The organism is Sphingomonas hylomeconis, from assembly GCF_025370105.1.
GTDB classification, from domain to species: domain Bacteria; phylum Pseudomonadota; class Alphaproteobacteria; order Sphingomonadales; family Sphingomonadaceae; genus Sphingomonas; species Sphingomonas hylomeconis.
The window spans coordinates 1-26,547 of record NZ_JANQBK010000014.1; the positions used below are offsets into that span (position 1 = coordinate 1).

19 protein-coding genes are annotated in these 26,547 nt (G+C 64.6%); 12 read left to right on the top strand and 7 right to left on the bottom strand.

The features are described 5' to 3' along the window. Nucleotides 1–235: 235 nt before the first annotated feature. Entirely contained in the window at nt 236–2,641 is a 2,406-nt protein-coding gene (locus tag NV401_RS14315) for a TonB-dependent receptor (RefSeq protein ID WP_315369617.1), read from the bottom strand. A 421-nt stretch (nt 2,642–3,062) separates the two neighbouring features. Here NV401_RS14315 and NV401_RS14320 point away from each other — a divergent pair, with 421 nt between their 5' ends. The 11 genes from NV401_RS14320 to NV401_RS14370 all read left to right on the top strand — a co-directional run bounded on the left by NV401_RS14320 (nt 3,063) and on the right by NV401_RS14370 (nt 19,238). Next, on the top strand, nt 3,063–4,388 hold the full coding sequence (locus NV401_RS14320; RefSeq protein WP_261295271.1) for a glycoside hydrolase family 1 protein: 1,326 nt from the start codon (nt 3,063–3,065) through the stop codon (nt 4,386–4,388). Nucleotides 4,389–4,496: 108 nt separating this feature from the next. After that, complete coding sequence (locus NV401_RS14325) at nt 4,497–5,285, top strand: FadR/GntR family transcriptional regulator (RefSeq protein ID WP_261295125.1); 789 nt, start codon at nt 4,497–4,499, stop codon at nt 5,283–5,285. A gap of 178 nt (nt 5,286–5,463) precedes the next feature. Next, nucleotides 5,464–8,118 carry a glycoside hydrolase family 2 TIM barrel-domain containing protein gene (locus tag NV401_RS14330; RefSeq protein ID WP_261295126.1) on the top strand — a complete coding sequence of 885 codons (2,655 nt, stop codon included), beginning with the start codon at nt 5,464–5,466 and terminating at the stop codon, nt 8,116–8,118. Nucleotides 8,119–8,143: 25 nt separating this feature from the next. After that, nucleotides 8,144–9,433: an MFS transporter gene (locus tag NV401_RS14335; RefSeq protein ID WP_261295127.1), complete on the top strand. Its 1,290-nt coding sequence runs from the start codon at nt 8,144–8,146 to the stop codon at nt 9,431–9,433. Between the two features lie 11 nt (nt 9,434–9,444). Continuing rightward, a complete protein-coding gene (uxuA, locus tag NV401_RS14340; protein WP_261295128.1) occupies nt 9,445–10,614 on the top strand; it encodes a mannonate dehydratase in 1,170 nt (389 codons plus the stop codon). Then, nucleotides 10,611–12,023, top strand: a complete 1,413-nt coding sequence (uxaC, locus tag NV401_RS14345; protein ID WP_261295129.1) for a glucuronate isomerase — start codon at nt 10,611–10,613, stop codon at nt 12,021–12,023. Before uxuA ends, uxaC begins: the two co-directional genes overlap by 4 nt. Next, nucleotides 12,020–13,477: a mannitol dehydrogenase family protein gene (locus NV401_RS14350; protein ID WP_261295130.1), complete on the top strand. Its 1,458-nt coding sequence runs from the start codon at nt 12,020–12,022 to the stop codon at nt 13,475–13,477. The genes uxaC and NV401_RS14350 overlap by 4 nt, the downstream gene beginning before the upstream one ends. Beyond that, nucleotides 13,474–14,478 carry a sugar kinase gene (locus NV401_RS14355; RefSeq protein ID WP_261295131.1) on the top strand — a complete coding sequence of 335 codons (1,005 nt, stop codon included), beginning with the start codon at nt 13,474–13,476 and terminating at the stop codon, nt 14,476–14,478. Before NV401_RS14350 ends, NV401_RS14355 begins: the two co-directional genes overlap by 4 nt. A 77-nt stretch (nt 14,479–14,555) precedes the next feature. Then, nucleotides 14,556–15,596, top strand: a complete 1,041-nt coding sequence (locus NV401_RS14360) for an amidohydrolase family protein (RefSeq protein WP_261295132.1) — start codon at nt 14,556–14,558, stop codon at nt 15,594–15,596. Nucleotides 15,597–15,699: 103 nt separating this feature from the next. Continuing rightward, nucleotides 15,700–18,036, top strand: coding sequence for a TonB-dependent receptor (locus NV401_RS14365; protein ID WP_261295133.1), 2,337 nt, complete (start codon nt 15,700–15,702; stop codon nt 18,034–18,036). Further along, entirely contained in the window at nt 18,036–19,238 is a 1,203-nt protein-coding gene (locus NV401_RS14370) for an MFS transporter (protein ID WP_261295134.1), read from the top strand. Before NV401_RS14365 ends, NV401_RS14370 begins: the two co-directional genes overlap by 1 nt. On the opposite strand, the gene NV401_RS14375 is transcribed toward NV401_RS14370, so the two are convergent. Then, nucleotides 19,235–20,149: a LysR family transcriptional regulator gene (locus NV401_RS14375; RefSeq protein ID WP_261295135.1), complete on the bottom strand. Its 915-nt coding sequence runs from the start codon at nt 20,147–20,149 to the stop codon at nt 19,235–19,237. The two genes, NV401_RS14370 and NV401_RS14375, sit on opposite strands and share 4 nt — an antisense overlap. Before the next feature lie 195 nt (nt 20,150–20,344). Between NV401_RS14375 and NV401_RS14380 the strand changes: the two genes are divergently transcribed. Next, complete coding sequence (locus NV401_RS14380) at nt 20,345–21,523, top strand: MFS transporter (RefSeq protein ID WP_261295136.1); 1,179 nt, start codon at nt 20,345–20,347, stop codon at nt 21,521–21,523. Between the two features lie 10 nt (nt 21,524–21,533). Here the strand turns inward: NV401_RS14380 and NV401_RS14385 are convergent, their stop codons facing one another. Genes NV401_RS14385 through NV401_RS14405 form a run of 5 tightly spaced genes read right to left on the bottom strand, consistent with a single transcriptional unit; the run spans nt 21,534 to nt 26,459 of the window. After that, nucleotides 21,534–22,478: a fumarylacetoacetate hydrolase family protein gene (locus NV401_RS14385; protein ID WP_261295137.1), complete on the bottom strand. Its 945-nt coding sequence runs from the start codon at nt 22,476–22,478 to the stop codon at nt 21,534–21,536. A gap of 4 nt (nt 22,479–22,482) precedes the next feature. Beyond that, complete coding sequence (locus tag NV401_RS14390; protein ID WP_261295138.1) at nt 22,483–23,262, bottom strand: cyclase family protein; 780 nt, start codon at nt 23,260–23,262, stop codon at nt 22,483–22,485. Next, nucleotides 23,259–24,416, bottom strand: a complete 1,158-nt coding sequence (locus NV401_RS14395; protein ID WP_261295139.1) for an alpha/beta hydrolase family protein — start codon at nt 24,414–24,416, stop codon at nt 23,259–23,261. The genes NV401_RS14390 and NV401_RS14395 overlap by 4 nt, the downstream gene beginning before the upstream one ends. Nucleotides 24,417–24,418: 2 nt before the next feature. After that, nucleotides 24,419–25,321 carry a VOC family protein gene (locus NV401_RS14400; RefSeq protein ID WP_261295140.1) on the bottom strand — a complete coding sequence of 301 codons (903 nt, stop codon included), beginning with the start codon at nt 25,319–25,321 and terminating at the stop codon, nt 24,419–24,421. A 22-nt stretch (nt 25,322–25,343) separates the two neighbouring features. After that, nucleotides 25,344–26,459 (bottom strand): FAD-dependent oxidoreductase, encoded by a 1,116-nt coding sequence (locus NV401_RS14405; protein WP_261295141.1) that lies wholly within the window; start codon nt 26,457–26,459, stop codon nt 25,344–25,346. Between the last annotated feature and the right edge of the window lie 88 nt (nt 26,460–26,547).

The following is a 26,547-nucleotide window of genomic DNA, read 5'->3' on the forward strand; positions in this document are numbered from 1 at the left end:
TCCCGCCGTTTCAGGCGGCCGCCGGCCGCGTCGCCGGCTTGCAAAACCAGCGCAAAACAGCCGCTTCTTCCGTTGCGAGCCGCATCAACCCTGTCGTGGCGAGCTTGCACCGATGAGCATGGCCCGGCGATCGATCGGTAACCGCGTCACGGGCATATCCCCCTTGGTACGTACATAACGCGTATCGTTGACGTTAGGCGGCACGGCTGATGCGCCGTGCCGCCTGTCGCGGTAACTAGAAGCGGAACTGTGCGGACAGGCCAATCGTCCGCACCGAATCCAGCCCGAACTGCTGGGTGTAGGACAGCATCGGTGTCGCCTGCCCGCGCGCGTTGCGAGCATTCGCGTCACCCGAATCCACGCCGATGGAGTTCGGCGTGATCTTGTTCGTGCAGTTCTTGCAGAACAACGCCAGCCGCAGTGCCGTACCGACCTTCGCCCCGACGCTGCCGCCGAAGATATCGACGGCACCGACGGTAGCGCCGGGCGCCTGGTTCACCACATAGTTGATGCTCGAGCGGTGATACCAGTTTCCTTCGATGAACGGCGCGACCGGGCCGTCGGTGGGGAGTTCGTACATCGCCTGGAAGCTGGAGGTGAAGGCTGGCGCGGCGGGGAGCCGGAGGCCGGACGCGTCGAACGTCTGAACCGTGGCCGAGCAACCGCGCGTGGTCTGCGTCGGATAGCATTGCGCGCCGGTGAAATCGTCGAACCTGGACGACAGGAACGATGCGCTTTCATTGATGCTGAATCCGGGGAACGGACGCAGGCCGACGGTAACTTCGACACCCTTCGAGGTGACCTTGGCCGCATTCTGCACGAGAAACGCCACCGTCGTGGGATTGAACGACTGGACCTGGAAATTGTCGAACTTCGTATAGAAGCCCGAGACGTTCACCGTCAGCCGTCGATCAAAGAAGCTCGTCTTGACGCCGATTTCGCCGGTGTTCGACGTTTCGCCGCGCACGATCACGTCGGATGTCGCGGTCGGGAAGGTATCGTTGAAGCCGGGCCCCTTATAGCCGCGGCCGTAGAAGCCGTACGCCATGATCACCGGGGTGACCTGATATTGCGCGCCAGCCTTCCAGCTGAAATCGGTGTTTTCATAGCTTGCGCCGAACGTGCCCCGCGGGCCTGCAAGCCGTGAGAAATAGTTCAGCTGGTTCTGGACGGTATCGATATCGATTTCGTCACGCGTGACGCGGCCGCCGGCAAAGGCGGTCAGACCATCGGTGATGGCGTAGGTTAGCTGACCGAAAGCGGCGTAGCTCTTGGTCTTCAGGACGTAATTGATATCGCTGCCGATCTGGGCGACGTTGCTGATCGTGCAACCTGGCGTCGTGCCGACAACTGCGCCAACGCAGAACGGCGCACCACGCACGACCGAATCGGGCGTGTAGCTGTTACCGGCCTGGTTGCGACGTAGCCCCAAATTCGATTGGAAATAGTACAGCCCGGCCTGCCCGCTCAGCGGGCCATCCGATGGCAGCGACAAGCGCAATTCATTGGAATATTGATTGTACTTTGCATGCGTTTCATTGCGGTTCAGGCCGTTCGACGACAGATAATCCGTGTCGATATTCTGGTCCTGCTTGTAATAGCGCCACGCGAAGATGTTGCTCAGTTCCCATCCGCCGGCGAAGCCGTAGGTCGCCTTGGCTTGTGCGCCCCCGGTCTCGAGGTCGCGATACTGATCGGCATCGCCACCGAACTTGAGATTTTCGGCGCCCGCGACGATCGCGTTATTGGCGAGCGGCGTATTGTTCAGGCTGTTCGTCGCAACCTGCCGATACGTATTGTCGCCGAGACCGGCAATGCCGTGGTTCTCGTTGTAATCGCCGATCAGGTAGAAGGACAGCGCGTCGGTCGGCTCCCAGAGATACTTGCCCTTGAACGAAAAAGATCGGGCATTGATGTCATGCCGCGTGCCTGCGCGCGGCGTGCCGACATAGGTCGTGCCGGGCTCCTGGTAGGAATAGAGCATGTTCAGGCGCAGCGCCGAGGTTGCGCTGACCGGAATATTGAGCGTCTCGCGCGCGATGATGCCCGGCGCATTGCGGTCCGCACCCGGCGTATCGCGCGAGGCGAATTCCAGATCCGTCGTGCTCGACAGTGCACCGATCACCGGCTGCGCGGTGACGATGTTGATCAACCCGGCAGAGGCGTTCTTGCCGAACAGCAGCCCCTGCGGACCGTTCAGTACTTCGACCCGCGCCAGATCGTTCAGCAATGGCGTATTGAGGATCGGGCGCCCGAGGTTCACTTCGTCGATCGCGGTGGCGACGCTGCTGTCGATCGTGCCGGCAAACGCGAGCGTTCCGACACCGCGTACCGAGAAGGTATTGTCGATGCCGACTTGCAGCGTCGGGGCGGCGCGGGAAATCTGTGTGAGGTCGTTCAGGTTGCGCGAGGTGAGCGTCTCCGCCGAAAGCGCCGTCAAGCTCACGGGTACGCGCTGGATGCTTTCGCTGCGGCGCTGCGCGGTAACGATGATGTCGTCGATGCCCGTAGCAGCCGTGTCGTCAACGGGTGCGTTCTCGGAGGTCGAGCCAGCCCGGGGCGTCTGAACAACGTCCTGCGCGAATGCCGGGTTTGCGACGACCGGCATCGCAGCGAGCAACAATGCTGCCTTGAGTCTCATGACCTCTCCTGTAATAGCCAATTTTTCTTAAATTAGCCGGTAACTGGTCAGGCCAGCGCGCTCAAATTGATTGTTCTTCTCGCTACCCATCAGTTTTATTTGTCCGTGGGGATAGCAGGAAGGAATAATACCCGTCCTGTGGCGTCCGGGCGGTGCCCTGCACAAGCCGTTCCGAGCGCTGATGCAGGGGAATGATCCGCCGCTGGTGCAGGGCGGCGACCGGACCTATTCGTAAAATCCATTGGTGACGATCCGCAACTTGAATTTCACCGAAATGCGAAAGCGGCCTACGCCGCCAGCTGTAGCGAGAGGCGGGCCGGCCATATTGGTCTGATCGGTTGCGGGGCGTTGAACGATCTGGCCCTGGCAAAGCCTCTCCCTGCTCGGTGAACACATTCGATATCGGAACCCGTATATGCCAATCCTCGATCGCCGAGACCTACTGGTACGCGGATCGGCTATTCCGGTCGCCGCCGTTGGGGCAGCACTGCTCGCCGATCCGCTCGGCGCCACCCCGCTGCGCAAACGTTTCGCAAAGGACTTCCTGTGGGGGGCCGCGACCGCCGCGTATCAGGTGGAGGGCAACAATATCGCGAGTGACGTCTGGACCGTTGAGCATGTAAAGCCGACCGCATTCCGCGAGCCGTCGGGCGACGCGAGCGACAGCTTCCATCGCTGGCCGCTAGACCTGGATATCGCGCGCAGCCTCCATCTTAACTGCTATCGCTTCTCGCTCGAATGGGCGCGGATCGAGCCGGAGCCGGGGCAGTTCTCGATTGCGATGCTCGATCACTACCGCGCGATGATCGACGGCTGCCGCGCGCGCGGGTTGAAAGCGGTGGTGACCTTCAACCACTTCACTTGCCCGCGCTGGTTCGCGATGCGCGGCGGTTGGACCAATCCGGAAGCGCCGCAGCTTTTTGCGCGCTTCTGCGATCGTGCCGCGCGCCATCTTGCGGCGGGGATGCACGCCGCGGCGACGCTCAACGAACCCAATCTGATGCGCTTGCTGCGCTACAAGCTGCCCCCCCAGGCACTCGCCGGTAGCGAAGCCGTCCAGGCCGCGGCCGCTGCTGCATCCGGATCGGATCGCTTCGTCGCGATGCTGATCGAAACGGCCGCGCAGACAGAAAAGGTGCTGCCGATCATGATCGCCGCGCACCGTGCCGGGCGAGCTGCGATCAAGGCGGTGCGCGGCGACCTGCCGGTCGGCGTTACGCTTGCGATCGAGGACGATCAGGCGGTTAGCACTTCGCCCGAACGCGATCGCAAACGCGCGGTGTGTTACGACGCGTGGCTGGAGGCTGCGCGTGGCGACGATTTCGTCGGGGTGCAGAATTACGAACGCGCGCGCTTCGGCGAGGCTGGCAAGTTACCCCCGCCGGCGGATGCCGTGCTGACGTCGGCTGGTACCGAGATCTATCCCGCGTCGGTCGCCGGCGCTGCGCGCTACGCGTGGGAGAAAGCGCGCGTACCGGTCCTGATCACCGAGCATGGCGTCGGCACGGACGACGACCGGCAGCGCGCCGCGCTGATCCCGGCGGCGCTCGGCCATCTGCACGATCTGATTGCCGAAGGCGTGCCGGTGATGGGATATATCCACTGGTCGTTGCTGGACAATTACGAGTGGGTGTTCGGCTTTGGCCCGAAATACGGGCTGGTCAGCGTCGATCGCGCGACCTTTAAACGCACGCTGAAGCCGAGTTCGGCCGTCTTCGCCGCGATCGCCCGCGCCAACACGGTGTGATGGCGCGTTAGGGCATTTCAGATCAGCAACGGTATCGGCCATTGTACTTTTTACCAAATCTGTCTGATATTGAATGGTGCGGAATGGATTGGTTGGCAGATGATTGGCGTGGCGAAGCAAAGAGGTAAGGCAGGTTCGACCCGACACGATCGTCCGGGGACCGAGCGGCTGTATCAGCGTCTGGCCCGCCGGATCTTCGATCAGCTGGCGTCCGGGGCGTTTGCGATCGGTGATCGATTGCCGGCGGAGCGCGAGCTGGCGATCGACTATGGGGCCAGCCGACCGGCGGTGCGCGAGGCGCTGATCGCGCTGGAAGTGCAGGGTTTCATCGAGGTGCGTGTGGGATCCGGCGCCTATGTGTGCCGGCTTCCCGGGCGGGACGAGCAGCCGGGATTCGCCATCACCGCGTTTGAGCTGACCGAGACCCGGCTGCTGTTCGAAGGCGAAGCGGCAGCGCTGGCGGCAAGCCAGATCACCGATGCCGAGATCGAGCATCTCGATCGCCTGGTGAAGGAGATCGCGGCCGAAAACCTGCATGACGACGTCACTGAAGAAGCCGATCGCAACTTTCACTTCGCGATCGCCGCCGCGACTCGGAACGCCGGGATTATCCGCGTGATCGAGGATCTCTGGCATCTGCGCACCACCTCGCCGGAATGTGCCCTGCTGCATGCCAAGGCGCGCAATGCCAAGGTGCGCCCGGTCGTGGCGGAGCATACCGCGATCCTGGAGGCGATGCGCGCGCGCGATCCGGCCGCCGCGCGCGCGGCGATGCGGTTGCATCTCAGCGCGGTGATGGATCACCTCCTGTTCCAAAGCGAGGAACTGGCGGTGCTGGAAGCGCGGCGGGCATCGGAGAATACGCGTCGGCGTTACGGGCTGGCCAAGCTGGGATAGCCGCGCACCAGCAGCGATCTGCGACGCCGACGCGTTTTTGACTGCCGAGGGACATCGCAACAGCGACCATCGGTAAGGCTTCGTTCCGCCCGCCCGCAAATATTGGTCAAGCCAGACCCGATTTGTACTGGTAAGACCGATTTTACTCCGATAGCTATAAAAAAAAAGGGAGAGGCGCGTGAAAACCGTTTTCAGTGTTGCGGCCGCGATCGCGGTGGCGACGGCATCGCCAGTGATGGCGCAAGCCGATCGATCGGTGGTCGGGCTGGCGCAAGGCTGGGAGTTTCAGCGCGGTGGCGAGGTCGATCCGGCCGCAGCGGCGCGCGCCGGCGGCACGTGGCAGCCGGTATCAGTGCCGCATACCTGGAACCGGGTCGGCTATTACATGCCCAACCCGCAAAGCCACATCAACCAGCCGGATACGATCGACAAATACCAGGGGGTGGGCTGGTACCGTTTGAACTTCACGCCAGCGGCCTCAGTGCGTGGCCGACGCGCCTGGCTGCAGTTCGACGCTGCCAGCCGAAGCGCGCAAGTGTGGCTGAACGGCCAGTTGCTGGGATCGCATCGCGGCGGCTTCTCGCGGTTCCGGCTCGATGCGACCAAGGCGTTGCGCCCGGGCCAGCCCAACGTCCTGCTGGTCAAGGTCGATAACAGCCAGCCGGATCTCGGCACCTCGACCGCTGAGATCCTGCCATTGGCGGGCGACTTCTTCGTGCACGGCGGATTGTATCGCCCGGTCAGCCTGATCGGCACCGACGCCATCCATGTCGATATGCTCGATTTCGGCGGCAGCGGGATTCTCGCGACGACGAAGGCCATCGCTGCCGGGCGCGCGGACGTGGATGTCCGGGTACGGCTGCGCAATGACGGCACCAGGCGCCAGTCGGTCGATGCCGTCGTCCGTCTGGTCGATGCGGCCGGCAGGACCGTCGCGACGACCACCCGCCGGATCGCACTCGACGCTGCCAAAACGACGGAGGCACATCAGACGTTGTCCGTCGCCGACCCGCATTTGTGGAACGGGACGGCCGATCCCTATCTGCACCGGCTGGTCGTCGAGATCGCTGCGTCGGGCAAGGTGCTCGATCGTGTCGAGCAACCGTTCGGCATTCGCGAGATGCGCGCCGATGCGGCGCAAGGGTTCCTGCTGAACGGAAAGCCGCTGCGCCTGCACGGCGTGGGCTATCACCAGGATCGCGAAGGCAAGGGCTGGGCGGTCACCCCGGGCGAGATCGAGCAGGATTTCGCGATCATGCGCGAAATGGGCGTCAACACGATCCGCCTGACGCATTACCAGCACGGGCAGGTGATCCACGATCTCGCCGATCGCTACGGTATCGTGCTGTGGGACGAGATTCCGCTCGTCTCGAAATGGACGCACGGCGATGCCATGACGGGCAGCCCCGCGCTGCTTGAAAATGCGCGCCAACAGGTGCGCGAAATGATCCGGCAGAACGCGAACCACCCGTCCGTCTTCACCTGGGGTATCGCCAACGAGGTCGATTTCGGCACGTCGATCCCCGCGTTCATCACGGCGAGCAGCGGCAAGGCGCCCGATCCGATGCCACTGCTGCGTGAACTGGAAACGCTGGCCAAGGCTGAGGATCCGTCCCGCGCCACTGCGCTGGCGACCTGTTGCGAACGCGATATCGGCCCGACCTCCGACGTGCCGATCACCGCGATCGCAGCCGATCTGGGCGGGGCGAATCGCTATTTCGGCTGGTACTACGGCGCACCGGCGGATCTGGGGCCGCATCTCGATGAATTGCGGGCCAAACGTCCCGCGCAACCGCTGTCGGTGACGGAATATGGTGCCGGCGGCGCAACGACGATCCACACCGATAACGTGCTCGGTGGCAAGGTCGATCAACGGGGGCGCAATCAGCCGGAGGAATTCGAGAGCTATATCCATGAACAGGCCTGGGCGACGCTGTCGGCCAAGCCGTATCTATGGGCTACATGGCTGTGGAACTCGTTCGATTTCGCCACGACCGTACGGCGCGAGGGCGACGCGGTGGATATCAATACCAAGGGGCTGGTCACCTACGATCGCAAGATCCGCAAGGATGCCTATTATTTCTACAAGGCGAATTGGACGACCGCGCCGACGATCCACATCAACGGCCGGCGATATACCGAGCGGGCATATCCGGCGACCGACGTGCGGATCTATTCGAACGCGCCGCGGACCGAACTGACGGTGAACGGCCGTCTGATCGGCAGCCTGGCCGATTGCGCGCAGAAGATCTGCGTGTGGCCCAAGGTCGCTCTTGCTGTCGGCACCAACCGGATCGTTGCGCGCGGCATTTTCGTAGGCGGCGCGCAGGAGGATACGGTGGAGTGGCAGCTATCGCCGGAAGCGGCGCGCTCGATCCGCATCGATAGCGGTGCCCTGGTCGCCGGCGAAAGCGCAAGCGGACAATATGGTTCGGATGATTTCTTCGAGGGCGGAAAGGTCGGTGAGCTCAACGCCTATTCCGGTTACGGACCACGCCCGGAAAAAAAGATCGTCACCGGCACCGGTGACGCCGCCATCGCTGAAACATATCGACAGGGGCGTTTCGGCTACAAGGTGCCCGTCGCGAACGGCCGCTACACAATCGCCATGACGTTCGTCGAACCATCGCTGGCGGCAGGCGCGCGGCAATTCGATGTGACGGCGAACGGCAAGCGCGTTCTGGCCGCGTTCGACATCGCCGCGACGGCGGGTGGGCCGTTGAAGGCGGTGACCCGCAGCGTGGCAGTTCAGGTGACCGACGGCGTGATCGACCTTGCGTTCGTCCCGGTTCGTGGTGACGCGATCGTCTCCTCGATCACGATTTCGCGATGAGCCCGTATCGGCGAGGAACCGCGTCATGGCGTTGAAGGTCGGCGGGCGCACCTGGCGGGACGTGCCGCTGCGGTGGCGATTGATCGGGTTGGTCACGCTGGGAACGATCCTCAATTACCTTGCCCGATCGACCCTCTCGGTCGCGGCACCGCAATTGAAGACCGAATTCGGCATGACGACCGAGGATTACAGCTGGGTCGTGCTGGCGTTCCAGGCGAGTTACACGGTGATGCAGACGGTGGCGGGTGGCGTGCTCGACGCGCTCGGTACGCGGCTGGGTTTCTTCCTGTTCGCGGTCGGCTGGGCGCTGGCCAACATGGCGCATGCGCTGGCCACCGGCTGGCCCAGCCTGGCGCTGTTCCGCGCGCTGCTGGGGGCGAGCGAGGCAGCGGCAATCCCGGCGGGTGCCAAGACGGTGTCCGAATGGTTCCCGCCGCGCGAACGGTCATTGGCGACCAGCGTGTTCCAGATGGGCACCAGCGTCGGCAACATGATCGCGCCGCCTTTGGTGGCGTTCTGCATCCTGGCGTGGAACTGGCAGGCGGCGTTCATCGTCACCGGCGGACTGAGCCTGGTCTGGGCGTTCCTGTGGTACTGGAGCTATCGCAGCCCGGCCGACCATCCGGCGCTGAGCGCAGCGGACCGTGCGGCCTTGATCGCCGATCGCGGCGAAGATGTCACCGGCAAGCCGGCGACACGCAAGGATCTGCTGAAAAGCCGTAGCTTCTGGGGGATCGCGGTGCCGCGCTTCCTCGCCGAACCGGCGTGGCAGACGTTCAACTTCTTTATCCCGCTCTACCTCGTCTCGGTGTGGCAGCTCGATCTGAAAAGCATCGCCTTATGGGCCTGGATGCCGTTTCTCGCCGCCGATTTCGGAAGCTTGGCCGCCGGCGTGCTGCCAAGCTGGCTGATGAAGCGCGGCGTTTCGCTGGTCGCGTCGCGAAAGATCACCATGACGATCGGGGCGCTGTGCATGATCGGGCCGGCCTGTATCGGCTTTGCGACGTCGCCCGGCATTGCCATCTTGCTGTTCTGCGTCGGTGGCTTTGCGCACCAGATGCTCAGCGGTGCGCTGATCACCTTGTGTGCCGACATGTTCGACAGCCGGACCGTCGGCACGGCCAGCGGGATGGCCGGCACCTCGGCATGGGTCGGCGGCATGCTGTTCACGTTGTTGATCGGGCAGAGCGCGGACGCCTGGGGTTATGATCCGCTCTTCGCCGCGCTGGCCGCGCTCGATCTGCTCGCTGCGGCGGTATTGTGGAGCCTGTTGCGCGCCACGCCGCGCGCCACCAATATCATTCAGGAAGGCTGATAGACGTGCTGATGACGCAAACCATGCGCTGGTTCGGGCCGAACGATCCCGTTCGTCTGCGCGACATTCGGCAGGCCGGGGCAACGGGCATCGTGACGGCGCTGCACGACGTGCCCAACGGTGAGGTCTGGCCGAAGGATGCAATTGCCGCGCGCAAGGCGGAGATCGAGGCAGCCGGGCTCGACTGGTCCGTGGTTGAAAGTCTGCCGGTGGACGAAGGGCTGAAGACACGCGCCGGCAACTGCGACCGGCTGATCGACCATTATCGGCAGAGCCTGACCAATCTCGCGGCCTGCGGGATCGATGTCGTCACCTATAATTTCATGCCGCTGCTGGATTGGACGCGGACCGATCTCGCCTGGGCATTGCCGGATGGCGCGCTGGCGCTGCGCTTCGAGGCGGTGGCCGTGGCGGCCTATGACCTGTTCATCCTGCGTCGTCCCGGCGCGGCAAGCAGCTACGATGATGCGACACGTGCCGCCGCCGAAGCGCGCTATGCCGCGATGGACGACGCCGCGCGCGCCGGGCTGGAACGCACGATTATCGCCGGCCTGCCGGGCAGCGAGGAGGGGTTCACCTCCGCCGAGTTCCGCCGCGCGATCGAGACCTATGCAGATGTCGATGCCGATCGCCTGCGCGACAATCACGTCGCGTTTCTGGAGGCGGTCTGCCCGTTGGCGGACGAACTCGGCATCCGCCTCGTCGTCCATCCGGACGATCCGCCCTTCCCGATCTTCGGCCTGCCGCGCGTCGTCAGCACGGAAGCGGATGTCACCGATCTTTTCGCGCGCGTCCCCAACGCCTCCAACGGGCTGTGCCTGTGCACCGGGTCGCTCGGTGTGCGTGCCGACAATGATCTGCCGGGGATGGTCGAGCGGCTGGGCGATCGTATCGGTTTCCTGCATCTGCGCTCGGTGCAGCGCGAGGCCGACGGTGCGTTCCACGAAGCGATCCATCTGGGGGGCGACGTGCAGATGTCCACGGTGGTCGCGGCGGTGCATCGTCTGTCCGTGCGGGAAGGCCGGAGCATTCCGATGCGCCCTGATCACGGCCACCAGATGCTCGACGATCTTCACCGGGTGACAAACCCCGGCTATTCGCTGCTGGGCCGAATGCGCGGCCTCGCCGAGTTGCGGGGGCTGGAACAGGGCATCGCGCACGTGATGGGGAATGCGGCATGACCCGAGCGTTGCACCTGCATCCCGACCGGCTGTTCCCGGCCGATCCGACGACGCGGGATATCGCGCGCCAGCTCTACGCGACGGTCGCCGATCTGCCGATCGTCAGCCCGCACGGCCATACCGATCCGGACTGGTTCGCCGACAATCATCACTGGACCGATGCGACATCGCTGCTGCTGGCGCCCGATCATTACCTCTATCGCATGCTGTACAGCCAGGGTGTGGATCTCGATGCACTGGCGATCCCGCGGCATGGCGCGGCTGCGGCGGCCGATCCGCGCGGCGCCTGGCGGCTGTTGGCCGAGCATTATCATCTGTTCCGCGGGACACCGTCGCGCATGTGGCTGGATCACGTCTTCGCCGACGTGTTCGGATTCGACGTCGCGTTCGAGCCGGCGACGGCCGATCTTTATTTCGACACGATCGGCGACAAGCTCGCGACCGAGGCATTCCGTCCGCGCGCGCTGTTCGACCGTTTTCGGATCGACTTCCTCGCGACGACCGAAGGCGCGCACGATAGCCTAAATGCGCACCACCGGATCCGCGAGAGCGGCTGGAACGGTCGCGTCGTGACGACCTATCGGCCGGACGGCGTGATCGACGTCGAGCACGAGCAGTTCGCCGGTGCGATGCGCCGCTTTGCCGACCTCACCGGCGAGGACGTGTACGGCTGGCACGGCTATCTTGCCGCGCATCGCAAGCGTCGCGCCGATTTTCGCGCGGCGGGCGCAACCGCGACGGATCATGGCCATCCGACCGCGGCGACGGCAAATCTGTCGACCGCCGAATGTGAAGCCTTGTTCGCGCGCATCACGGGCGATGCGTGGACCGCCGCCGACGCGGAGCTTTTCCGGGCGCAGATGTTGACCGAGATGGCCGGCATGAGCGTCGAGGACGGCATGGTGATGCAGATCCATCCCGGCTCGGTACGCAATCACAATGCAGGCGTGTTCGCGACCTACGGACGCGACAAGGGCGCGGACATTCCGGCGCGCACCGACTATGTTCATGCGCTGAAGCCGTTGCTCGATCGCTTTGGCACCTCGACCGATCTGTCGATCATTCTCTTCACGCTCGACGAAAGCGTCTATTCGCGCGAACTGGCGCCGCTCGCCGGCCATTATCCGTGCCTCAAGCTTGGACCCGCCTGGTGGTTCCACGATAGTCCGGAGGGGATGCGCCGGTTCCGCGAAACGACCACCGAAACCGCCGGCTTCTACAACACCGTTGGATTTAACGACGACACGCGCGCGTTCCTGTCGATTCCGGCACGCCACGATGTCGCGCGGCGGATCGACTGTGGTTTTCTCGCACGGCTGGTCGCCGAACATCGGCTGGAGGATTGGGAAGCCGCCGATCTCGCGCAGGAACTGACCAGCGGGCTGGTCCGCAAGGCGTACAAATTGTGAGACTGTCGCGCGCAAATCTGTCCGCACTGACGAACAATGTCGCGCGACCTGCCGCGCAGGGGGTGACAAACGGGCGTATCGTTCATCTGGGGATCGGCGCATTTCACCGCGCGCATCAGGCGATCTACACGCAGGACGGCAGCACCCCGGACGATGGCTGGCGTATCACCGGCGTGTCGTTGCGCTCGCCCGCGGTGCGCGATGCGCTGAACCCGCAGGATGGCCTCTATACCGTGACCGAGCAATCGAACGGCGTCGCGTCGACGCGTCTGGTCACGGTAATCGACAACGTTCTGGTGGCGCCCGAAAACCCTGAAGCCGTGATTGCTGTGCTTGCCGCGCACGACACGCATATCGTGACGCTGACCGTGACCGAAAAGGGCTATTACCGCGACACCGCTACCGGGCGGCTGCTCGTCAGCGATCCGGCGATCGAGAATGATGTGCGCGGCAATTCGCCGCAGACGATCTATGGCTTTCTAAGCGCGGCGTTGGCGCTGCGTCGCCGCGCCGGCGCAGGCGGACTGACGCTGATTTCCTGCGATAATCTGTCGGGCAACGGCACGTTGCTGCTGAATCTGCTGCTCGAGTTTCTCGACGGCCGCGACGACGGGCTGGCGGAGTGGGCGCGTGGGCATATCCGCGCACCCGACACGATGGTGGATCGCATCGTACCGGCGACGACGGCGGCGGACCGTGCGTTCGTGGCCAGCGCGATCGGGGTCGAGGATGCCGGCGCGATCATGACCGAGCCGTTTCGCCAGTGGGTGATCGAAGACAGTTTCGCCGGCCCGCGCCCGCAGTGGGAAAATGCCGGCGCGCAGATTGTCGCGGATGTCGCGCCGTTCGAACTCGCCAAGCTCCGCCTGCTCAATGCCAGCCATTCGACGCTCGCCTATGCCGGTCTGCAGTTGCAATACGACTATGTGCACCAGGCGATCGCAGACCCGGTGCTGCGCGACTTCGTCGTCGCGCAAATGGCCGAGGCCGTGCCCACCCTGATCGCCGCGCCCGGCCTTGATGCGAGGGCATATATCACCGCGATCCTGGCGCGGTTCGCCAATGCCGATCTGCATCACCGGCTCGATCAGATTGCGATGGATGGCTCGCAGAAGCTGCCGCAACGCTGGGTGGCGACGGTTACGGAGCGGTTTGCTGCCGGGCAGGCAAGCCCCTGCCATCTGCTGAGCGTGGCCGCCTGGATCGCCTACACCGCCGATGCGCCGGCGATCGCGGACGATCCGTTGCAGGCGCGCTATGCCGCGATCTGGGCCGAGGCGGCGGGCGATGTTCCGCTGGCCGTACAGCGGCTGGTCGGCGAACTCGGCCTGTTCGGGCCCGAGCTGCGCCAATGCCCGGCATTCATCGCGACATTGGCCGGGGCGGTCGCGGCGTGGCAACAGGACGGCCCCGGTGTCGCGCTTCGGGCTGCAACAAAGGCGGATGGCGGATGACCGGTACGATATTGTGTTTCGGCGAGATGCTGCTGCGGCTGACCGCGCCGGATCGTGGGCACCTGTTTCAGGAATCGCGGCTTGATGCGCATTTCGGCGGGGCGGAGGCGAACGTCGCCGTCGCACTGGCCCGGATCGGCAGCGCATCGGCGCTGATCACGACATTGCCGCATGGCTCGATCGGCGACGCGGCGCTGGAGACGGTGCGCGCCGCTGGCGTTGACGTATCGCGGGTCGTGCGGACGGATGGTCGGCTCGGGCTGTACTTCATGTCTCCGCCCAGCGGGCCGCGCGGCGCGCATATCGTGTATGATCGGCTGGACAGCTGCTTCGCCCGGACGCCATCCGCCCGTTATGACTGGCCGCGCGCGCTCGAGGGTATCGAATGGCTGCATCTGTCGGGGATCATCCCCGCGATCGGACCGGAAGCCGCGCGCCTGTCGCTCGATGCGATCGCGGCGGCACGCAGGGCGGGCGTAAAGGTGTCGTTCGACGGAAACTTCCGCGCGAGCATGTGGGCACGCTGGTGTGACGATCCGCAGCAGATCCTGCTCGACCACGTCGCTGGCGCCGATCTGCTGATCGGGAGCCACCGGGATATCTCCTTGTTGCTCGGCACGGATTACAGGGGCGACACGCCGGCCGACCGGCGCGACGCAAGCGAGGCGGCATTTGCGCGGTTCGGTAATCTCGGCTGGATCGCCTCGACCGCGCGTCGCGTCATCGATGCTGATACGCACCATCTGTCGGCCCGCGTCGATCGGCGCGACGACAGTTTCGAAACCGCATCGATCCCGGTAACCCAGATCGTCGATCGGATCGGCACCGGCGATGCGTTTGCTGCGGGCGTCATTTCGCGTCTCGATCTCGGATGCGACCCGGCGGCGACCTGCGGACTGGCCATGGCGGCGCTGAAGCACGCAACCTCGGGCGATCAAAGTCGCACCACCGCCACCGATCTGGCATCGTTCACGGCGGAACCCGCCGACGTCAGGCGATAAGGCCGGTATTTCCCGAGGGCGATGCGCTTTCTCTGAGCCAGGCTGGAGATCGCGAGCATGGAATGGAGCGTAGCGACATGACTTCCGATCGACAGTCGCAGACCCAAGTGGTGCGTCGCAATGGCCGCCACTTCACGCTCGACATGCATTGTCATTTTGCGGTCGCCGCTGCCGATGTGCTGGTTCAGGCAAGCTATCCCGGGCCACCCCCCGGCATCCACGATTTCACCAGCCCGCAGACCGCTGCGGTCAACCGCGCGCAATTCGCAGCGATCGGCTGCAAATTACACGGGGTCGACGAACGCCTTGCCGATATGGACCGGCTCGGGATCGACATGCAGGCGATCTCGCCGAGCCCGGGCCAGTATTATTATTTCACCGATAGTGATGTCGGGCGATCCGCCGCCCGGTTGGTCAACGACGGCATCGCCGAGGCGGTTGCTGCCCATCCGGATAGGCTGGTCGGGATGGGCACGGTGCCGCTGCAGGATGTCGATCAGGCGATCATCGAAATGCGACGCTGCGTCAGCAAGCTCGATCTGCGCGGGATCGAGATCAGCTCGAATGTCAACGGTCGCGATCTTCACGATCCTGTGTTCCGCCCGTTCTTCGCCGCCGCCGAGGAACTTGGCGTCTTGCTGTTCCTTCACCCGCTCGGCTTTACCCACGCCAACCGGATGAGCGAATATTATTTCAACAATCTGATCGGCAACCCGCTCGAATCGACGCTGGCGGTCGGGCACCTGATCTTCGGCGGCGTATTGGATCGGTATCCTGGCCTGCGCATCTGTGTCGCGCATGGCGGCGGCTATATGCCCAGCTATTGGGGGCGGATGGATCATGGATGGCGCGCGCGCGCGGATTGCCGGGAGGATTGTCGGCATCTGCCGTCGAGCTATCTGAAGAAACTGTGGTTCGACACGTTGGTGTTCGATCCCAAGCAGCTCGATGCCATGGTGCAGGCGTGGGGCGCCGATCGACTGTGCATGGGCAGCGATTATCCGTTCGACATGGCCGAGCCTGATCCCGTCGGCTTTCATGATGATCTGTCGCCGGAGGACCGGGTGCGTATTGTGGGGGCGAACGCCGCCGCGCTGCTCGGCATTGCGCCAAGCTGATCACCGCTTCATCACCGAAGCTTATCGCCGAGCATCACGTATATCGATTTTTCCTACCGATCACGACTGCCTATGCCGCTCCCAAATATAAGAGGAGGGGATTATGAAGAAAGCACTGCTCGGCGGCATCGCCGTAACCGCATTCTTGTTGCCGGGACTGGCACTCGCGCAGACGACGCAAGACGACGCCCAGGCATCAACTACGCAGAGTGACGCGGCGGCCGCCCCGCAAAGTACGGCCGGCGACGAAGGTATCAGCGACATCATCGTCACGGCGCAACGGCGATCCGAATCGCTGCAACGCGCGGCAATTGCCGCCAATGCGGTGAGCGGTGAAGACCTTGTTCGCGCCGGCGTGTCCGATGCGGCGCAGCTTACCAAGCTGATCCCCGCGCTGACGGTCCAGCCGGTCGGCATCTCGTCCAGCTTCTTCATTCGCGGCGTTGGCGCGACCGCGATCAACTCGTTTCAGGAAAACGCGGTCGCCTTCTCGGTTGGTGGCGTGTTCTACGCGCGCCCCACCGCACCGGCCGGATCGTTCTTCGATTTGGACCGGATCGAAGTGCTGAAAGGGCCGCAGGGCACCTTATACGGGCGCAACGCTACCGGCGGCGCCATCAACCTGATCCCACGCCGCCCGCGGCTCGGCGAATTCAGCGGCGACATGACCGCGGAATATGGCAATTACGATTCCAAGAAGATCCAGGGCGGGCTTAACATCCCGATCGGCAAGATCGCCGCGTTGCGCCTCGCCGCCCAGGTGGTCGATCGTGATGGCTATTATTCCGATGGCTATGACGACGAGAAGGTCGAGACGTTCCGTGGTTCGCTGCTGATCGAGCCGAGCGACCGCTTCTCAATGCTGTTCAGCGCCGATTACACGCACCAGGGCGGAAAGGGCGTCGGCGCGGCGCTGGTCGCCTCGCCGGTCACGCCCAATGTGCCCAATCTGCGCGACCGTGTCGGTGCCGCCGATCCCCAGATCACCGCGTTGCTGCAGCAGCTGACGGTCAACACGTTCCGCTTCGTGCCGCCATTCTCGTTCCTGTCGCCCGATGCGCTCCGCAATGCCGTTACGGTGCCGCGCGGCGATGGTTTCCAGGACAGCACGTTCTGGGGCACCTCGCTCACCACCACCGGCGATCTCGGCTTCGCATCGCTGACCACGATCCTCGCCTATCGCAAGAGCAAGCCTGACATCCTGACCTACGCACCGGGCTTTCCCGGGCGCTTCACGGAGGATGACGATCAGATGTCGGCCGAGGTGCGGCTCGCCTCGCAGGGCGGCGGGGCGCTGCAATATGTGCTCGGCGCGTTCTTCTTCCACGAGCAGCAGGACGGGTATAACAATTACAACCAGGGCATCCTTGCCAACACCGAATATTTCCCGCGGCTGAAGACCACCAGCAAGGCGGTGTTCGGCCAGCTGACGTATTCCGTTGCGGACACGTTCCGGATCGTTGGCGGCGGGCGCTATACCAAGGAAATGAAGACGCTGACCGGCTCGACCCGGAATACCAGCTTCTTCGTGCCCAATCCGCCGAGCGTGCCGATCAACGGCGATCTCGATTTCAGCAAATTCACCTGGAAGGCGGGGATCGAATGGGATGTCGCGCCGCGCTCGCTGATCTACGCCAACGTCGCGACCGGGTTCAAGGCAGGCGGATTCTACCCCTCCGCCGGCACCAACACCTATCGTCCCGAGACGCTCACCGCCTATACGCTGGGCTCCAAAAACCGCTTCCTGAACAACAAGCTGCAGATCAATCTGGAGGCATTCTACTGGAAATATAACGATCAGCAGATCAGCTATGTCGGCCCGATCGAGGCCACCCCGGGCAACTTCGCGCAGGCCGGCGTGACGGTGAATGCGGGCCGTGCGCGAATGTACGGTGCCGAGGTGGACGTGCTGTTCCAGCCGACCGCGGCGGACACGTTCGGTGCCACCGTGCAGTATCTCAACGCGCGCTATCAAAGCCTGGTCTACAACGCGATCTCCACCAGCGGCGCACCGCTCGTCACGTCGTGCCAGGTCAGCAACGACACGCGCGTCGCGGCCCCGCCGACCCGGTTGTTCGTCGTCGATTGCTCGGGCAAGCCCGGCGTCTTTTCGCCCAAATGGACTGCCAACGTGAATTACGAGCACCGCTTCCAGCTCGGCGATTACGGGCTGACCGCCGGCGCCCGCACGCGCCTGGAAAGCGCCGCGTGGCTTAACCTCGACTATCTCGATTACCAGCGTCGCGACGGATCGATGACGTCGGATGCGTATCTGACGCTCAGTGCACCGGGCGATGCCTGGTCGCTCACCGGGTTCGTCAACAACATCGAGGACAATGCCGTGTTCGCCGGCGGGCTGACCCGCCCGATCATCAACGCGACGTTGCTCACGCTGCGCCCACCACGCACGTACGGTGCCCGGATCGGCTTCCGCTTCTGATGCCACACGCCGGAGAGTTTCGCCGCGGCTGGCCGATCGTGCTGGTCGCGGCATCCGGCGTCGGGCTCGGCATCGCCGGCCTGCTGACCTACACCGCCGGAATCTTCGCCAAGGACCTGGAAATTGCGATCGGCCTGTCGCGCACCGGGCTGGGCTGGGCGTTCTTCCTGTCGACGGTGACGCTGGCGATGGCATTGCCGTTCGTCGGCTGGCTGATCGATCGGTTCGGCGCGCGCGGCCCCGCAGCGTTCGGATCCGTGGCGTTATCCGGCGGGTTCCTCGCGCTCGGCACCGTCGTCCATTCGATCCCCGCCTATCTGGCGGTAATGGCGGCGATCGGCTTCCTGGCCGCCTGTTCGGCACCGGTGGCCTATACCCGCGCGGTTAGCGCCGCCTTCGATCGATCGCGCGGGCTCGCACTGGGGCTGACGCAACTCGGCATCGGGCTTTCGGCGATGATCCTGCCGCCGATCCTGGCCGGCATCGTCGCCACCAATGGCTGGCAGATCGGCTATCTGGCACTCTCCGCCATCGCCCTTGCCGGCGTCATCCCGGCATTGTCGCTACCGGGCAAGCCGCGCACTGCGGCGCCCGCCGCCAACGTGGCGGTCGCCGCTGCGTTACGCTCGCGCGATTTCATCATGCTGCTCGCGGCGTTCGGCACGATGGCATTGTCGTTTGCCGGGCTGCTGCCGCACTTCGTACCGATGCTGCGGGAGGCCGGCATGGCGCCGCGCGACGCCGGGCTGGTTGCCGGCGCGATCGGCGCATCGGTGATCGTCAGCCGGGTCGTGGTCGGCTGGCTCGCCGATCGCTTACGCGCCGCGCGGCTCGCCGCCGCCTGCTGCGCTCTATGCGCCGCGGGTTGCCTGACGCTCGCCGCCCAGGGTGTGACGTTCGCCTGGATCGGCGCGATCGCGCTTGGCACCGCGATGGGCGCCGAGGCCGATCTGATCGGTTACATGACCGCACGGCGTTTCGGGATCGCCGGCTATGGGCGGCTGTATGCGATCCAATATGCCAGTTTCATGCTGATGGCCGGGTTCGGGCCGCTCTGGGTCGGCGCAATGGCGGATTATACCGGGAGCTACGATGTCCCGTTGATGATGGCCGCAGCCGGGCTGGTCGTGGCGCTCGTCCTGTTTCTGCGCCTGTCGGACATCAGGCACGACGCAGACGAGGCGGATCAGCGGGCACGCTAAGCCGCCACCGGTTCCGCGGCGACGCGCTGGAACTCGCCGATCAGCCAGGCGATGCCGGCATCGTCGGCGCGGGCGGTATGATATTGCACCACCTCGCGCAGCAGCGGCATATCGAACGGCAACGGCTGCACGCGCAGCGGAAACGCAGTGCAATAGGCCGTCGCCAGCCGCTCCTGCAGCACCGCGATGCGCAACGTGTGCGGCAACATCATCGGCACGCCGGAAAAGGTCGACGACGTCACTTCGATCCGGCGCCGATCGCGATAGGGCAGCAGATGGCGTTCGGCGAACGACATCTCCCGCCCGCTACCGATGCTCACCGCGATATGACCCAGGCTGAGGAACGTCTCCAGGTCCAGCGGCGTGGCCATCGCGGGGTTCTCGGACCAGCCGACCACCACATGCCGTTCCTCAAGCAATTGCTGCACCGGATGCGACGGCGAGGCATATTGTTCGGGCGTGATCATCATGTCGATATAGCCGGACTCGAACTGCACGATGCTCAGCGGCCCGGTCGGCCCGACATCCACGCTGACGTTCGGCGCGCGCGCATGCATGTTCCGCAGCACCGGCGTGATCAGCACCGTCTGCATGTAATCCGAGGCATTGATGCGGAACCGCCGACGCGCGGTGGCCGGTTCGAAGCTGCTCGACGTATCGATCAGCCGGTCCGCCGTCGCCAGCAGATCGCGGGCGATCGGCCATAGCGACTCGGCATAGGCGGTCGGCACCATCCGCCGCCCGACCGATACCAGCAAGTCGTCCTTGAAATACTCGCGCAGCCGCGCCAGCCCGGCGCTGACCGCCGGCTGGCTGAGGTTCAGCCGCTCGGCGGTGCGCGATACGCTGCGCTCCTCGAGCAGGATGTCCAGCGCCATGACGAGATTGAGATCGAGGCCCTTGAATCGCATCCGCAGTCAATCTCACATCAACGATGGTGATGGAAGTTGATTGCTACAATCTATTTTCCCGAATGCTCACGCGCCTCTATGCTGCCGTCAAAACGGGGGTGGATGCATGATATTAGGCTGTCGCACGACACGCGCGCTCGACGTCCGTCCCGGGCGCCGACGCCCGCTTCGCCACCGGGCATCGTCATGACGGTCATGACCGCGTCACCCATGGCCGCGCGCCAGGCGACGACGCGCCACGGCGTCGTATTGATGGCCGCCGCCGTGATGCCGGCCATGGCGATCATCTCGCTGGTCCCCGTATTGCCCCTGCTGCTGCGCGAATTCGCCGCGGTGCCAGGCGCAGCGTTCCTCGTGCCGATCGCGCTGACCATCCCGGCGCTCTGCGTGGCGATCTTCTCGCCCGCCGCCGGCTGGCTGAGTGACCGGGTCGGGCGCAAATGGGTCCAGGTGACGGCGTTGGTGCTGTACGGCCTGATCGGGCTGATGCCGCTGTATCTCACCAGCCTGACATGGATCGTCGTGTCGCGCGTCCTGCTCGGGCTGATGGAGGCGGCGATCACCACCGTCGCCACCACGCTGATCGGCGACTATTACGATGGCGAGCGTCGCGAACGCTGGATCGCGATCCAGACGGCGGTCGTCAGCCTCAGTGCGATCGTGCTGATCGCCGCGGGCGGCATCCTCGGCGAGATGCTGGGATCGCGCGGGCCTTTCCTGCTGTATCTGCTCGCGCTGCCGATCGGGCTGTTTTCCGCGATGATCCTGTTCGAGCCACCGGCCACGCGCACCACCGCGCAGCAGACGCTCTTCCCGTTCGCGCGCGTGCTGCCGATCGTCGCGATCACGCTCGGCGCGGCATTGCTGTTCTATACGATGCTGATCCAGATCGGACCGATCATGGAGATCGTCGGCGTCACATCCCCCGCGGCGATCGGCGGCGCGGGTGCCGCGGCCAATTTCGGTGTGGTGATCGGCGCGCTGATTTTCCGGCGCGGCGCCCAGCAAAACCGTACATTGCTGCTGGCGGCGGGCTTTGCGCTGGCCGCGATCGGCTATGTCGGCGTGTCGCAATCCAGCGGCTTCTGGATTGTCGCGATGTTCGCCGTGATCAGCTGTGTCGGTGGCGGAATCCTGCTGCCGACGTTGCTGACCTGGGTGATGCAGGTGCTGCCGCCCGCCGCGCGTGGCCGTGGCACCGGGTTGTGGACCGGCACCTTCTTCCTCGCGCAGTTCATGGCACCATTGATCGCCGTCGCCCTCACCGAACTCACCGGGGGGCTGAAGCCCGCGCTGCTGATCTTCGGGATCGGTGCCGCAGGTGCCGCGGCGATCGCCGGCGTTGCGTCGAGACGCCGGCCGGCGACCGCCTGATATCGCAGGATCAGCCCTGCACGACCCGTTGCTCGATCGCGCCGAACGGCGCGCTGCCATCTGTCAGCCGCGCTTCCATCCGCACCGTATCGCCGAAGCGCATGAACGCGGTGCCGGGGGCGCCGTCATCGACGATCTCGATCCCGCGGCGCTCGGCAATGCAGGTGGATCCGATCTCGCGGAAATTGGCATTCGACACGGTGCCGGAGCCGATGATCGTCCCGGCCGGCAAGGCGCGCGTGCGCGCGGCATGCGCGATCAGTTCGTGGAACCCGAAGGACATCGCCGCCCCGTTCGGCGCTCCGAATCGCTGGCCGTTCCAATCGACCAGCAGATCCAGGCAAACACGGCCGTCGCGCCATTGATCGCCGAGCTCGTCGGGGGTGACCGCGATGCCCGCGGCGCTGCACGCCGGCTTGGCCTGCACCCAGCCGAAACCTGTCTTCATTTCCGGCCCGGCCAGCGCGCGCAGCGACCAGTCGTTGATCTGCACGATCAGCCGGATATGCCCCAGGGCGTCGGATGCCGTCGTGCCCATCGGCACGGCATCGACGATCACGCCGAACTCGCCCTCGAAATCGATGCCGAGTTCTTCCGACGGCACCGGAATATCGTCATGCGGGCCATAAAACCGATCGGACATGCCCTGGTACATCAGTGGCAGGCCGGCACGCTCGGGCTTGTTGCCGAACACCAAATCCATCAGTTGCCCGTGGCTGTCGAACGCCGACCCATCCAGCCACTGCCACGCCCGCGGCAGCGGTGCACACAGCGACGCCGGATCGATCGCGGTGGGGAACGCCGAAACCTCGGCCAGCGCCGCTGCGTGCGTCGCCCAATTCTCGATCAGCGCTTGCAACGTGCCCACCGGCGCCGGCGCGCAACTGCGGCCATCCGGGGAAACCACGACAAGTCGGCCATCCGGCGTACCATCGCGCAACGTGGCTAGTTTCATCGTCTCAGTCCTCGAAGATCGCGACAGCGCGTGTCCAGCCGGCCGAACCGCGCTTCACCTTTGCGGGAAAGCAGGAAACCGTGAAACCGTAATCTGGCAGCTGATCGAGATTGGTGAGCTTTTCCATGTGGCAATAGCCAATGTCGCGACCGGCCTTGTGGCCTTCCCAGATCAGCGACGTATCGCCTGTTTCCGCCACCTTGCGTGCGGTATGCGCGAACGGCGCATCCCAGCTCCACGCATCGGTGCCGGTAACCCGCACGCCGCGCGTGGTGAGGTACATCGTGGCCTCGTAACCGATGCCGCAGCCGGATCCGAGAAAGTCCGGTCCCCCCAGCGCCGCGCCGGCGGCCGTGTTGACCAGCACGATATCCAGCGGCTGCACGTCATAGCCGATGCGTGCCAGTTCCGCCTCGATGTCCGCCGCCGTGGCGACATAGCCGTCGGCGAAATGCCGGAAATCGAGCTTCACGCCAGGCCGGAAGCACCAATCCAGCGGCACCTCGTCGATCGTGATCGCCGGCTTCCCGCCATCCATCGTCGGATGGTAATGCCACGGTGCATCGAGATGCGTGCCGTTATGCGTCGTCAGCGTCAGCTTTTCCGATGCCGCGAAGCCGAGACCGCCCGGCAGCTCCTCCGCCTTCAGGCCGGGGAAGAACATCTGCATCTCCGCGACCGTCTCTTCGTGCGTCTGGTACGTGATGCTCGGCCGCATGAACGGCGGGTCGGTGATCACGTCCGGATCCAGCGTGATCGACAGGTCGAGGAAGCGCCGGCTCATGCGCTGTGCCCGCCCAGCGTGTCGGCGAACCAGTCGGCGATGTAATCGCGGCCGAAGCTCATATTGTCCGCGCCGACATGCTCCACGCCGCCTTCGCGCGCGGTAAACAGCTTCAGTTCGCGACGCGGGGAATTGACCAGCTGTTCGTAGCAATCATGCGCATATTGCACACTGATCTGGCGATCATTGGCACCGTGCGTCACCAGGAACGGTACGGTTATGCGGTCCATATGGCCGTTCAGGTTCATGTCCGCCGATTTGGCGAGAAACTCGTCCATGTCCTGGGCGCCGAATGCCCACATCACATGCGCCCAGTAATGCGGCACCGGATTCTCGCCTTCGCGCTTCATTCGTTTGTCCTGAACTTCGCGCCAATTGTGATTGGCACCCCAGACCGCGCCACTGGCGAAGCGTGGTTCGTAGGCCACCGCGCGCGGTGCGAAGTGACCGCCGAGCGAAATGCCCGTCATGCCGATCCGTGCCGCATCCACGTCGTCACGCGCCTCGAGCCAGTCGACCGCTTTCGACGCCCAATTTTCGCTGTGCGGATCGACCGGCAAATTCTGCAGCCGCAGCGCTTCGCCGGTGCCGGGCTGATCGACGCACAAGGTGGAAATACCGCGTCGCGCCAGTGCCTCGGGCAGGCGCGACCAGTATAGCAGTTCCTTGCAGCTATCGAGGCCGTTGCAATAGACCACGACAGGATGCGGACCCGCACCCGGTGCGCGGGTGTAGAATGCCGGCATCGTGCCTTCGGCCAGCGGAATCTCGACCCGTTCGCGCGGCAGGCTGCTGAGCTTGGTCGATCGCTCGAACGCGGCGAGTGCCTTGGCATAGGTATCGCGCCGGCCAGGATGGCCATGCCCCTGCATCCGCTCCGCGACCAGCAGGTACAGCGACGCCCGCTCGAGCTTGTTCGAGGCCGAGAAACCACGACCCCGCGCGTCGTCCTCGTCGGCCAGCTCGATCAGCCGGTCGGCCATCGCGACCCATTGCGCCATGAATTGCGGCGTTCCGGCATCCGCGCCGCTTGCGGCGGCATCGCGGATCGGCTGGCACATATCGACGATCTCGCCGATCTGCGCGCCGCTCTCCAGCGCCATCGCGACCGACAGGTTCCAGATATAGTTCGGGAAATATTCGAACAAAGCCATGCTTATATTCCCGCCGGCTGGAACAGGCCTGGATCGGCCTTCGGATGCGGCATGGTCTGCGGACCACCGATGCCGACGCCCCACTGATCCATGATCTGCGGGCCGGGCACATGGACCTGGGCCTCATGGCCGTGGAAATCCACATCCTCGAGCTCGGACGTATATTCCACTGCAAAGCCACCCGGCGTGGTGAAATAGCTGAACGTGTTGTTGCCCGCAGTATGGCGGCCCGGACCCCACAGGATCTCCGTGCCCTTCTTCTTCAGGCGATTGATGCCGCGCATCATGTCGTCGATCGTCAGCACGTCATAGGCGACGTGGTTCAGGCATGGCGGACCGGGGAGGAAAGCGATGCGGTGATGCGCTTCGTTGCAGCGCAGGAACGCCATGAAGTCGCCCAGCCAGTCGCTCAGCTTGAAGCCCAGCACATCGATGAAGAACTGCACCATCGCCTTGTGATCGGGCGAATGCAGCACGATGTGGCTGATCTTCTGCGGCACCGCATCCCAGCGCACCATCTGGCGATGATCGCCACGTGCGACATCGCTGGAGACTTCGAACGGCAAGCCGTCCGGCGTGAAGAAGCGGAAGCCGTAACCGCCGCCCGGCGACGTCAATTCCTGCGGCGCGAAGATCACCTTGCAACCGGCCGCCACGACCTTGTCGTGCAGCGCCTCCACATCGGCGCGGGTGTCGGCGGCAAGCGCGATGACATCCACGCGGCTCACCGTGTCCTGGCGCAACCGCACGACATGATGCTCGTCATGCCCCTGCGCCTTGAAATAGGCCATGCCGTCGTCCGCCGCGACGGGCTGCAGGCCCCAGGTATCGGCATAGAAGGCACGCTCGGCCTCCATGTCGGGCATGGCATAGCCAACATAACGGATGTCAGTTACTCGACTCATCGGAAAATCCTCGGTTTACTAATTAGATCGGTTGCGACACGGCGGCGAACATCTCGCGCGTGGCCACCGCGTTATCGACGGGTTCGGACAGGCCCAGCTGGCCGCGGCAGATCGCCAGGCTCGACTGGACGATATACGCGCAGCGGTCGTAGCGACGCTCGCGATAGGCGGTGAACGCCGCGTCCGGCGTATCGTGGCGTGAAAGCTCCTCGGCCAGCACGATCGAATCCTCGATCGCCATGCCGGCGCCCTGGCCGAGGTGCGGCGTCGTCGCGTGGATCGCATCGCCCAGCATCACGACGCGGCCCTTGTGCCACGGTCCCTCCATGATCACCGTTTCCAGCGGACGATACACCACGCCCTGATCGTCGGTGATCCCCGCGGCCAGCGCGCGCACCGCCGGTGGCGCATTCTCCAGCTTGTCGCGCATCCGGGCGGCAAGCCCGTCGCGTGCGTAACGGGTGTTGCCGGGCTCCGGCGTCGTCACGAAGATGTACATCTGGTCCGCACTCATCGGCACCAGCCCGATGCCGATCGGCCCGTTATATGCCTGCAGCGCATCCAGATCCGCCGGGCGCGGCAGATTGTATCGCCACACCGCCTGTCCGGTATAGGCCGGCAGCGGCGCATCGGGGAAGAAGGTCGCGCGGGTCTGCGAATAGACGCCGTCCGCACCGACCACGATGTCGAAATCCTGCACGCCATCGTCGGACAGCGTGACCCGGACCCGGTCGCCGAGATCGTCGATCTGGCGCGCCGTCACGCCCAGCTTCACCTCGACGCCGTCCGCCAGCACCCGGTCGACCAGCACCTTGTGCAGTGCCGGCCGGGCGATACCCACATTTGCGGGATAGCCTTCGACGAGATTGGGCGACGGCACCCGCGCCACCTTGACGCCGGTCGGCGTAAAAATCTCGACGAAATCGAAGCCGTACGCGGCCCCGAGATAGGAATCGATCAGCCCGAGATCGCTCATCGCCCGGATCACGTTCGATTGCTGGATGATTCCGACGCCATAGACCGACCAGTTCGGATTCTGTTCGATGACGGTGACGGCATGCCCGTCCCGGCGCAGCGCGATCGCTGCCGTCAGGCCCCCGATGCCGCCACCGATGACCAGTATGTTGAGGTTCCTCATTTCGCACCAAGCGGCGTTACGCCGGGCGATCGTTCGGCAAGGGTTCGGAACCCTGAAGCGCGAAGTGACAATGCATATCCCCTACCAA